Genomic DNA, 10,789 nt, shown 5'->3' on the forward strand with positions numbered 1-10,789 from the left:
ACATGTCCGCCTCAGTTTCACCCTTGCCTACTGCCCAGCCGCATCCACACGCTCCCGCGCGCGACCCGGCCTTTGCCGCGCGGGTGTTTTGGTTGAGCCTGGCGCTGGTCCTCTTGTGGCCGCTGGCTGTGGCCACCGAGTTTCGTTTGTGGGTGTTGTGGGCGCCTGAGAACCGCAAAGTCACGGCCGACTTTTTGGCCAGCTTTTGGCCCCTGGTGCACAACGCCGAATTCATGCAAATGGTGGTGCGCGAAACCTGGCGCACTGTGGCCATGGCCACCGCCGGCGTCACACTGGCGCTGGTGCTGGCCCTGCCCTTGAGTTTTCTGGCCACGCGGGTTTTGTCCTTGTCGGCCTTATCGGGCCACATGGACCGCTTGCCAGCCGTGCTGCGCTGGTGCGTGCGGGGCACCTTGATTGTGCTGCGCAGCATTCCTGAACTGATCTGGGCGCTGGTGTTTGTGCGCGTGGTGGGCTTGGGGCCCACCGCTGGCGTACTGGCCATTGCGCTGACCTATGGCGGCATGCTGGGCAAGGTGTATGCCGAGATTCTTGAAAGCGGCGAGAGCCACGCTACGCAGACGCTGATGCGCAACGGCAGTGGTCGCCTGCAAGCCTTTGTGTACGCGCTGCTGCCCAGCCACGCGGCCGAACTGGCCTCGTACACGGTGTACCGCTGGGAATGCGCCATCCGCTCTTCCGTGGTGCTGGGCTTTGTGGGCGCGGGCGGTCTGGGCCAGCAACTGGACAACTCCATGAAGATGTTCAACGGCGGCGAGGTGGCGACCTTGTTGCTGGTGTTCATTGCACTGGTGGCGCTGGCCGACCGCGTGAGCGCCTGGCTGAGAAAGGCGCTGGCATGAAGCCGCTCAGCCAAGCATTGTTTCGTGAAGCGGCCAACCCGCCTTACAAATTGCCGCCGCCACTGTTCAATGCACGCTGCCGTGCATGTTGGTTCATGGCGTTATTGCTGGTGCTGGTGGTGGCCAGTTTTGTCTCGCTGGAGCTGGACTGGGCGGCTTTTGCATCGGTGGAATCGGCGCGCAGCATGGGCCGCTTTGTGGCCGAGTTTTTTCCGCCCGACTTGTCACCCGTGTTTGTCAACAAGGTGGTTTGGGCCGCCTGGGAAACCCTGGCCATGTCGGCCTTGGGCACAGCCATTGCAGCGGTGCTGGGTTTGGCGCTGGCCGTGCCCGCCAGCCGTTTGTCAAGCCAAGACCCAGCTTGGTTGCGCAGTCCCACACGATGGGTATTGAACGCGCTGCGCGCCATCCCTGAGCTGGTGTGGGCGGCCTTGCTGTTGATCTCGGCCGGACTTGGGCCCATGGCGGGCACATTGGCGCTGGCCCTGCACACCAGCGGCGTGCTGGGCCGCTTGTTTGCCGAGGCCATGGAAAACGTGCCCACCGGGCCGGGCGACGCCTTGCGCACTCAGGGTGTGGGGCCGCTGCGCGTGTTCGCCTATGCCACCTTGCCCCAGGTGCTGCCACAACTCATGAGCTACACGCTGTACCGCTGGGAAAACAACATTCGTGCCGCCGCTGTGTTGGGCGTGGTGGGCGCGGGCGGCCTGGGCCAGTTGCTGTCGTTTCACATGGGCCTGTTTCACATGAACAAGACCGCCACCATCTTGGCGGCCATGCTGCTGATGGTGGTTTGCGTGGATGCGCTCAGCTTTGCGGCGCGGCGCTGGTTGACGCGCTGACGTGTTGATGTGAAGTTGATTATTTGGCCATCGAGCAATGCCCACCGCTGCTCGCCTGGCCTGAACCGGCTGCGATCAGGGGCGGTTCGTTGCGCAGATCCACGGGGGCCGATGCCTGAAAGTCCCAGACCAGAAAGGCCGCCAGGCCCAGCCAGAAAATGGCCTGCAGTTGCTGTGTTTTGTGCATGCTGCCTTCCTCAGAATTGGTAGTGGCGACGCACACGCACGCCGATCAAGGTGCCGGCAAACGCCATGGGCACCCAGATCCAGCCGTGCAGGCTGCCGGTCGAGATACCGCTGAGCATGGCGCCAATGTTGCAGCCAAAGGCCAAACGCGAGCTGTAGCCCATGACGAAACCGGCGACCAGGCCGATCACCCATTGCTGTGTGGTGAGTGGCTTGCTGTCTGCTGGCGCCTTGGCCGACACCCACAGCGCACCGCCCAGAATACCGATGTTGGTGATGGTGGTCACGTCCATGAACACGGTTTGCGTCAGGCGTTGCGCATTGCCGGTCTGGCCCCAGAAGGCGTTGGCACTGGGGTCAAACAAGCCCAGCGCCACGGCGCCTTTGGCGGCCCACAGGCCAAAGCCGTAGACCACGCCCCAGGGTTGCCCAGCCAGCAGCAGGTTGAGGGTGGCCAACACGGCCAGCGCCACGGCGCCCCAGAGCCAGCGTTTGTCCAGCCAAGTCTGGCCTGTGCCCACCCACAGTCGCACCGCCACCAGCACGGCGGCCAGCAGGGCCAGCGTCAAGGCCAAAGCGCCGCCCGTGCCCAAACTGGCGGAGAAGCTGACCGGGGCCATCTGGCCAAGTGACAGCCAGCTGTCCAGATGCACCGAGCCCAAGAAGCTGCCCAAGGCGAACAACGGCAATATGCCCATGTTGAGCGGCACGCCCAGCCCCGCTTTGTACAAAGTGCCCGAGCCGCAGCCGTCGGCAATTTGCATGGTTAGGCCGAACACGAAAGCGCCCACCAGCAAGCTCACGCTGGGTGGCCCTAAAGCGGCGTGCAGTTCAGAAAACTGCCCCAGCAGCGGCAGCGCCGCCAGACTGGCCAGTGCCAGCAGTAGCACCTGGCCGCTCACACCTTGTGGGTTGCGCTGCTCAATGAGCTGACGCCAACCGGTGGTGAAACCAAAGCGGGCACCTGCCAAAACTGCGCCCATGCCCACGCCCACCCCCATCAGCACGGCTTGGCGGATGGACACGGACAGCGCTAAAAAGATGAAAAAGGCGGCCAGCAAGGCCGCCATTGGCAGGCGTTTCATAGCCAAAGTTTATTTGAAGGTTTTCTCGGCCCAGAACTTGGCGTCGATCAAGAGTTGTTTCGGGCGGCTGGGCACGTTGGCCATGGGCAGACCGTTGGGGTCCTTGGACCACTCGACCATCGAACCCGCATACAGCTTGACATTTTTCTGGCCCAGCACCTCGGACATGGCAAACCAGTTGGTTGCCGCCCAGTGGCCGGTGTTGCAAAAGGACACCGTCTCTTTGGCGGGATCAATGGGGCTGGCGGCCGCCACTTTTTGGGCCTGCTCGGCGTTCACAAAAGTCGAACTGCCGGGGGCAAACCACTTGTCGTGTTCTACATTGACGGCGCCTTGCAATGTGCCGGGCACGCTGGCGGCCACATGGCGGGTATCGCCCTTGAAGAAGTCGGCTGGGCGGGCGTCGATCAAGGCGGCATCGCCTGATTTCACACGGGCTACCAGCTCTTCTTTGGTGGCCACCAGGCTCTTGTCAATCTGCGGCTGAAAATTGCTGGCCGCTACTTTGACGGCTTGGTTGTTCTGCGGCAAAGCGGCGAGGGTCCAGGCCTTGAGGCCACCGTTGAGCACCGACAGTTCTTTCAGCCCCAGCACCTTGAGCGTCCAGTAGACCCGGGCTGAAGCGCCAAAGTCGGTGGCATCAGCGCCGCTGGAAACGACCACGGCGTGGGTGACGGGCGTCAAGCCCAGGCTCTGCACCAGCGCAGTCAGCTTGGGGAGTTCAGGCAGTTCGCCGGGGTTGTGGGCTGGGCCACGCCAGGCGCCATAGGGCGCGTTGATGGCACCCGGAATGTGGTTGGCCGCATACGACTTGGCGTCACGGATGTCGATCACGCGGACGCTGGCATCCGACAATTTGGCTTGCAGTTCGGCCGGGCTCAGCAGGGGCTGGGCAGCGAAAGGGGCGGTCGCTGCGGCCGACAAGGCCAAGCCCAGAAGCAGGGTGGTGAGGTTCTTCATGGTGGGGTGATCCGTGGAGGGAATTTTTGGAAAGATGCCGGATTGTGACCATTCAACTCAGACAAGCAAACGATTATTTAGTTGGTTTGATATGCCGTATGGATATAAAGAAGAGGTGTCTGGCTTGACCAGGCCGGACTTTGGCTCCGACAGGGCATGTCAATGCCGTTCAGCCATGGCCCGGTTTTGGGCCATCCACAGGGCCGCCGTGCCCAACACGCTGGCAGTCAGCAGCCACCAAAGCGCCAAGGTGTAGCCCTGCGCAGGGGACCAGAGCAGGCCCAGGGTCAAGGGCGCAGCAGCGCGCGCCAGCGCAATCGGCAGGCCCAGCAAGCCGTTGAGCTGTCCGACATGCGCTTGGCTGACGTATTGCGCCATGGCCGTGCCTTTGACGATGGTGTTCATGCCATTGCCCAAGCCATAGAGCACCACAAACACCAGTGAGGCGACCGGGTTGAGCCCACCCAGCAGCAGCACCAGCAGGCCAGCCGGGATCAGCATGGGAATCCAGCGGTTGGCGGTGTGCACGTCCCAGTAGCGCTCAAAAACGAACAACACCAGGCGCCCCACCACCTGAATGGCACCTATGGCCGCCGGAATGGCGATGACCCATGCAGGCGACAAACCCGACTCTTGCAAAAGCGCGATCATGTGGGCCGGCAAGGCAGACGTCACCGACATCATCAGCACCATGAACAGGGCCAACAGCCAGAAAGGTGTTTTGCGCAGGTGCTCTCGCACCGGGACAGCGCTGCGTTTTGGCAATTCCTCGGGGGGCCTGTCGTGGCTGTCTGAGTGCGGTGCACCGCGCAGCAACCAGCCGTGCAGCGGGGCGCAGACCAACAACTGCAAAGCGGCCAAGGCCCACAGCGCGTGCCGCCAGCCCCACAGGTCCATCCACCAAGCAAACAGTGGAATGAACACGGTGCTGGCCAGCCCACCCAAAAAAGTGAGGATGATGATGGCGCGCCGAAAATCTTCTGGAAATCGCCGCGTGACCACTGCAAAGGCGGGGGTGTAAAGCGTGGCGGCCAGGCCCAGACCCAGCCAGACCCACACGGCGTAAAACCCGGCAACAGACTCGACAAAGCCGTGCGCCACCAAGCCTGCACCCACCCAGAGTGAGCCCAGGCTCATCACCACACGCTCGTGCCCGGCATCGATCCAGCGCCCGACCAGGTAAGCCATCAGGCCTTCGGCCAGCAGCGCCAGGCTGAAGGCCAGAGACGACTCTGCCCGGCTCATGCCAAGAGCGGCCTCCAAAGGGGTCATCAACAAGGAGAAGGTGTAAAAAACGCTGCCCCAGGTGATGAGCTGGGGCAGGGATAGCCAAAAGCAAAAGGAGGGCAAGCGCGGTGCGTTCACAACAGAAAGGCACCTGAAAAATCACAGCTTGGTGCGCAAAAAAACGTGCAAGCTGAACAAATGCGGGGGCGCTGAACAGAGGATGCCAGGAGATGCATCCATCAGAGCATACCTGCCGCTCAAAAGGAGCGGGCATTCCGGTGGGTGTGGGATCAGGCCAAGCCGCATTTGCGGAACGTCCTTGAAGTTGCTAACCCTAGGTTTGTAAGTTGTTGATTTTTATAGGCGAACTGAAATTTTCGTCACAGTACGTGCTATCAATGCGTCATTGCAGTTGCAATTTTCTCTAAGGATCACGATTTGATCTTTCTGCGCGCCCAAGGCGGCAGTCAAATGGACCGGTTTGCAGCGATTGCCGTCACCGGATCAGACGTGCTGACTGACATCAACCGGCCACTAAGCGGACGATGCGGTTGTGGCAACAGAAGCGTCTAAGGCTGGTAAGGCACTTCATAATCTAACCCCTCCCCTCTGCTTTTCGAGATGCCTACCTTTCATCATGGATAAACTCTTGCTACAGCAGCTGGTGCTGGATCGGCTCGCCGAAAACCTTCTGCAAGCCGAACAGGCAGTGCGTGCGGCCCATGAAACGGCGACACACGAAGAAAACATTGCCGAAAACAAATACGACACATTGGGACTCGAAGCCGCCTACCTGGCCACCGGCCAGGCTCGGCGCGCTGAAGACCTTCGCCAGGCGATGGCCAATTGGCGCCAATTCCGCCCGCGTGCCTATGACGCCAGCAAAGGTATACAGCTCGGCGCGCTGGTCTGCCTAGTCAATTCCGACGACAAACAGCAACTGCTCTTTCTCGGGCCGGATGGGGGCAGCATGAAGTTGGTCAGCGGCGCACAGCTCATTCAGGTCATCAGCAGCGAAGCCCCTTTGGGGAGGGCCATGCTGGGTAAACACGAGGGTGATGAGGTGTGGATACAGGTAGCTCCAATCCGACAGCAATTTGAGGTGCTGCGGGTAAATTAATCCGCAAGCAAGCCCAAGCCAAATTGGCTTAGGTCATCAGATGTGCCTGGAAGCTAGACTTCGGCTGCGGGTCATTTGTGGCAACTCCAGAGTGATCGGTATGGAGCATCAAATCTATTCAAATTCAAAGATCCATCCGCCGACATCCGTGAATGGCAGCTATAGAGTGACCTGCCCCCTTTGAGCCGTACAAAATCGAAGGAACAAAGTGCGCAAATTTTGGAGACTTCCACTGACTGCTTTACTTTTTTGCATTGATTTAGGCGTTTGCAGCGACAGTCCGCTTTGGGTCGGATGCTGCCGGTCAGTCGATGATCCGTGAACGACTGCTTCCAGCCTCAAGCAGACCTATACACATTGCCGCTGGAAAACAGCACCCTCAGTGACGCAGAGCAACTACAGTGACTTTCTTCAGCACTGAACGTCGGCTTGGGCGCGAACTAGACCTGGATCAGCGCGCGGGGTAAACCAGTTGCCAGCCCTCAGGGCAATAGCCGGTGTAAGGGTAAAACTGCCCGACTGAGCTGCAAAAGTAACTGGCGCCGACGGGCTGAGGTGGCGGCATGACAACAGCGGGAGGGTTCACATAAGTCACCTGCGGCGGTGGCGCATAGCTGGGCTGGCTGGCGGCAGCGCTGATCGCTGCGCCTGCAATGCCCAGGACAATCAATGGCCCCAGCCAATCCGAAGCGCGTGGCTGGTGCACGATCTTGTGGCGTGGTGGATGCCCGTGCGGGCCGCCTGCCAGAGCGTGTGTGCTGAGAGCACCAGCGGACAGTGCAATGACCAAAATACCAAGAATTTTTTTCACAGGGCGCCTCATGATTGACAGGTGTCCACCCATAACGCCGCCCTGTGGTCGCCGTTGACAAGAAATCTCCAGAACCAGCTTCAGATGTAAGCCCTTGTGTATTGGCCGCTTTCAGTGTTCCTTGAGCACCCGGCGGTATTGCACCGCCTCGGCCACATGCGCTGTCTGAATGGTGTCACTGCCAGCCAGATCGGCAATGGTGCGGGCCACCTTCAGGCTGCGGTGGGTGCTGCGGCCGCTCCACCCCAGCCGGGTGGCGGCTTTTTGCAGCAAGGCGCGGGCGTTGTCGTCCAGCCGGGCCTGCGTGTCGATGGCCTGGCCTTGCAAGTCAGCATTGGTGCAAGCCTGACGGTCCAGTGCACGCTCGCGGGCCACCCTGCTGCGGACCGCAATGGCGCGGGTGCTTTCGCCCGGCGGGGCATTCAGCAGGTCTTGCGCGGGCAGACTGGGCACCTCGATGTGCAGGTCGATCCGGTCCAGCAACGGGCCGCTGAGTTTGCCCTGGTAGCGGCTGACCTGGTCGGGCGAGCAGCGGCAAGCACGGTGGGGGCTGCCCAGATAGCCGCAGGGGCAGGGGTTCATGGCGGCGATCAATTGAAAACGTGCTGGAAATTCGGCCCGCCTGGCCGCCCTGGCGATGGTGATGGTGCCAGTTTCCAGGGGCTCACGCAGGGCTTCCAGTGCGGCTCTTGGAAACTCCGGAAGTTCATCCAAAAACAGCACGCCGTGGTGCGCCAGAGAGATTTCGCCTGGGCGGGGCGGTGAGCCGCCACCGACCAGTGCCACGGCGCTGGCCGAGTGGTGAGGCTGGCCGGTTGGGCGTTGCGCCCAGCGCGACAAGTCAAAACGCCCAGCCAAGCTGGCGATGGCGGCCGACTCCAGCGCATCTTCGATGGACATGGGCGGCAGCAAGCCGGCAAAGCGCTGCGCCAGCATCGACTTGCCCGACCCGGGCGGGCCCACCATGAGCAAAGAGTGTCCGCCAGCGGCGGCAATTTCTAACACCCGTTTCACGCCGGCCTGGCCTTTCACGTCGGCCAGATCGGCGTAGCGTGGCGGCGCGCTGGGCGTGGTGGGTGCCATGCGCGCCCAACCATCGCTGGGTTCGGGTGGCGGCTCGTTCGATGGCGGCAGGAATTGCTGCACCACATCGAGCAAGTGCTGGGCCCGAAAGACTTCGGCATCGGGCACCAGCGCAGCTTCTTCGGCGCTGCCCGGCGGCAGCACCAGCCGGGTGCGTACTTGTTGCTGGCGCAGCGCTAGGCTCATGGCCAGCGCGCCGCGCACCGGACGCAACAGGCCCGACAAAGACAGCTCGCCTGCAAATTCGTAGCCTGCCAGTTTGCTGGCGTCAATTTGACCGCTGGCGGCCAGGATGCCCAGCGCGATGGGCAAGTCGAGCCGCCCCGAGTCTTTGGGCAAGTCGGCCGGGGCCAGGTTGACCGTGATGCGTTTGTTGTGCGGAAAGTCCAGCCCGCTGTTTTGCAGGGCCGAACGCACGCGTTCGCGTGCCTCTTTGACTTCGACATCCGCCAGTCCCACCAAGGTGAAGCTGGGCAGGCCATTGGCCAGATGCACCTCCACGGTGACTGCGGGCGCTTGCAGGCCGACCAGCGCTCGGCTGTGCACCAAACTGAGACTCATACCCTCTCCCTGCCCCACGCTGGTGCATGGTGTGTGCTCTGGCACCCGGACGTGGGATGCAGAATTTGTTGGAATGCTATTCAAGCATGAAGAGAGTAAAAAAGCACTGGTAAATGCCCTCAGATGCCCGGGTGAATGCAGGTTGGCACGCTCCCTGCATAAGGTCTATGTCCTTTATTAACTTCCTTGGAGTTCTGCATGAAAAAAATCCTCGTTCCTACCCTGATTGCCCTGGCTTTGGGTTCCGTGAGCGGTCTGGCCCAAGCCCAGGCAGCAGCTCCTGCGAGCAGCCTGTCTTTCAACGTCGGCGCTGTGAGCGATTACCGCTACCGCGGCATTTCCCAGTCACGCCTGCAGCCTGCCTTGCAAGGCGGCTTGGATTACGCGGACAAGAGTGGTTTCTATGTGGGTGCTTGGGGTTCAACCATCAAGTTCATCAAAGATTCTGGCGCCTCTAAAGGCAACGTCGAGCTTGACTTGTATGGTGGTTACAAAGGTGCTGTGGGCGATGTGGCCTACGACGTGGGATTCTTGCGGTATGAATACGTTGGAAACAAGCTTGGAGAAGTCCCTTTGTATGCAAATGCCAACACCAGCGAGGTCTACGGGGCAGCCACCTTTGGCTTGGTAACTGCCAAGTATTCGCATTCACTGACGAATGTGTTTGGTACCCCTAACAGTAAAAACAGCTATTACCTTGACCTGAGTGCTGCCTTTGATATGGGCAATGGGTTTACTTTGGTGCCGCACGTGGGCCATCAGATGGTCAAGAACAATGATGCCGGTACGTATACAGATTACGCGCTGACGCTGAGCAAAGACTTGGGTAATGGGCTGTCTGCGTCTGCTGCAATCGTGGGGACCGATGCAGACAAGGTCTTTTACACCTTGAAAGACAAGTTCAACGGCAAGTCCGGCCTGGTCGTTGGCCTGAAATACGCCTTCTGATTTCCCACATTCCAACCAAGGAACCATCATGAAACTGGTGACCGCCATCATCAAACCCTTCAAGCTGGACGAAGTGCGTGAAGCACTTTCGGGCATCGGCGTGCAGGGCATCACCGTGACCGAAGTCAAAGGCTTTGGTCGTCAAAAGGGCCACACCGAGCTGTATCGCGGTGCGGAATACGTCGTCGATTTCTTGCCCAAAGTGAAGATCGAGGCGGCCGTGTCCGACGAGCTGGTCGAGCGCGTGATCGAAGCCATCGAAGCCGGTGCCCGCACCGGCAAAATCGGTGACGGCAAGATCTTCGTGTACGACCTCGAGCAAGTGGTTCGCATCCGCACCGGTGAGACCGGTGGCGAAGCCCTTTGATGCATCAACAAGAGAGTCGAAACATGAAAAAACTACTTGCTACTCTGGCCTTGGGCCTGACTTTGGGTTTCGGTGTGTTCGGTGCGGCATCTGTCGCCACCGCCCAGACTGCACCTGCCGCCGTGTCGGCCCCTGCTGCCGCAACCCCTGCTGAGGCCAAACCGGCCGATGCTGCTGCTCCGGCCACTGCGCCTTCTGCCGCGCCTGCAGCTGCAGAGGCTGCACCTGTGCTGGTGCCCAACAAAGGCGATACCGCCTGGATGATGGTGTCCACCATCTTGGTGATTCTGATGGTCATTCCTGGCCTGGCCCTGTTTTATGGCGGTCTGGTGCGCAGCAAAAACATGCTGTCCGTGCTGATGCAGGTGGTGGTCACGTTCTCGATGATCACCGTGCTGTGGTTCATCTACGGCTACAGCCTGGCCTTTACCGAAGGCAATGCCTACATCGGTGGTTTTGACCGCCTGTTCATGAAGGGCATCTGGGACAACGTGGGTGGCACCTTCGCCAACGCGGCCACGTTCAGCAAAGGCGTTGTGATTCCTGAAATTACGTTCGCGGCTTTTCAGGCCACGTTCGCAGGCATCACTTGCGCCCTGATCGTTGGTGCCTTTGCCGAACGCATCAAGTTCTCTGCTGTGTTGGCCTTCATGGTGCTGTGGTTCACTTTCAGTTACCTGCCCGTGGCACACATGGTCTGGTTCTGGATGGGCCCTGACGCCTACGCTTCCAAGGA

Annotated in this window: 12 protein-coding genes; 6 read left to right on the plus strand and 6 right to left on the minus strand. The window is 60.6% G+C overall.

Features of this window, described 5'->3' with window-relative positions; genetic code table 11:
- Positions 1 to 2: 2 nt before the first annotated feature.
- Both ACIQ3A_RS05065 and phnE read left to right on the plus strand, forming a co-directional pair.
- A complete protein-coding gene (locus ACIQ3A_RS05065) occupies positions 3 to 863 on the plus strand; it encodes a PhnE/PtxC family ABC transporter permease (RefSeq protein ID WP_396430668.1) in 861 nt (286 codons plus the stop codon).
- Positions 860 to 1,705 (plus strand): phosphonate ABC transporter, permease protein PhnE, encoded by an 846-nt coding sequence (gene phnE / locus ACIQ3A_RS05070; RefSeq protein WP_396430669.1) that lies wholly within the window; start codon positions 860 to 862, stop codon positions 1,703 to 1,705. Before ACIQ3A_RS05065 ends, phnE begins: the two co-directional genes overlap by 4 nt.
- Before the next feature lie 19 nt (positions 1,706 to 1,724).
- On the opposite strand, the gene ACIQ3A_RS05075 is transcribed toward phnE, so the two are convergent.
- The 4 genes from ACIQ3A_RS05075 to ACIQ3A_RS05090 all read right to left on the minus strand — a co-directional run bounded on the left by ACIQ3A_RS05075 (position 1,725) and on the right by ACIQ3A_RS05090 (position 5,301).
- Entirely contained in the window at positions 1,725 to 1,892 is a 168-nt protein-coding gene (locus ACIQ3A_RS05075; protein WP_396430670.1) for a hypothetical protein, read from the minus strand.
- A 10-nt stretch (positions 1,893 to 1,902) separates the two neighbouring features.
- Positions 1,903 to 2,976, minus strand: coding sequence for a YeeE/YedE thiosulfate transporter family protein (locus ACIQ3A_RS05080; RefSeq protein ID WP_396430671.1), 1,074 nt, complete (start codon positions 2,974 to 2,976; stop codon positions 1,903 to 1,905).
- 9 nt (positions 2,977 to 2,985) lie between these two features.
- Positions 2,986 to 3,936, minus strand: coding sequence for a sulfurtransferase (locus ACIQ3A_RS05085; RefSeq protein ID WP_396430672.1), 951 nt, complete (start codon positions 3,934 to 3,936; stop codon positions 2,986 to 2,988).
- A 159-nt stretch (positions 3,937 to 4,095) separates the two neighbouring features.
- Entirely contained in the window at positions 4,096 to 5,301 is a 1,206-nt protein-coding gene (locus ACIQ3A_RS05090; protein WP_396430673.1) for an MFS transporter, read from the minus strand.
- A 499-nt stretch (positions 5,302 to 5,800) separates the two neighbouring features.
- Between ACIQ3A_RS05090 and ACIQ3A_RS05095 the strand changes: the two genes are divergently transcribed.
- Positions 5,801 to 6,283 (plus strand): GreA/GreB family elongation factor, encoded by a 483-nt coding sequence (locus ACIQ3A_RS05095; protein ID WP_396430674.1) that lies wholly within the window; start codon positions 5,801 to 5,803, stop codon positions 6,281 to 6,283.
- Positions 6,284 to 6,734: 451 nt separating this feature from the next.
- On the opposite strand, the gene ACIQ3A_RS05100 is transcribed toward ACIQ3A_RS05095, so the two are convergent.
- On the minus strand, positions 6,735 to 7,094 hold the full coding sequence (locus ACIQ3A_RS05100; RefSeq protein WP_396430675.1) for a hypothetical protein: 360 nt from the start codon (positions 7,092 to 7,094) through the stop codon (positions 6,735 to 6,737).
- Between the two features lie 111 nt (positions 7,095 to 7,205).
- Positions 7,206 to 8,738: a YifB family Mg chelatase-like AAA ATPase gene (locus ACIQ3A_RS05105; protein WP_396430676.1), complete on the minus strand. Its 1,533-nt coding sequence runs from the start codon at positions 8,736 to 8,738 to the stop codon at positions 7,206 to 7,208.
- Positions 8,739 to 8,936: 198 nt separating this feature from the next.
- Here ACIQ3A_RS05105 and ACIQ3A_RS05110 point away from each other — a divergent pair, with 198 nt between their 5' ends.
- From ACIQ3A_RS05110 to ACIQ3A_RS05120, 3 genes are all read left to right on the plus strand, one after another.
- Positions 8,937 to 9,686 carry a TorF family putative porin gene (locus ACIQ3A_RS05110; protein WP_396430677.1) on the plus strand — a complete coding sequence of 250 codons (750 nt, stop codon included), beginning with the start codon at positions 8,937 to 8,939 and terminating at the stop codon, positions 9,684 to 9,686.
- Positions 9,687 to 9,714: 28 nt separating this feature from the next.
- Complete coding sequence (gene glnK / locus ACIQ3A_RS05115) at positions 9,715 to 10,053, plus strand: P-II family nitrogen regulator (RefSeq protein ID WP_100118295.1); 339 nt, start codon at positions 9,715 to 9,717, stop codon at positions 10,051 to 10,053.
- Positions 10,054 to 10,076: 23 nt separating this feature from the next.
- Positions 10,077 to 10,789 (plus strand): ammonium transporter (locus tag ACIQ3A_RS05120; protein WP_396430678.1); only part of this gene is annotated, 713 nt, incomplete at its 3' end.

The sequence above is a fragment of the Limnohabitans sp. genome, from assembly GCF_044361985.1.
Taxonomy (GTDB): Bacteria; Pseudomonadota; Gammaproteobacteria; order Burkholderiales; family Burkholderiaceae_C; genus Limnohabitans_A.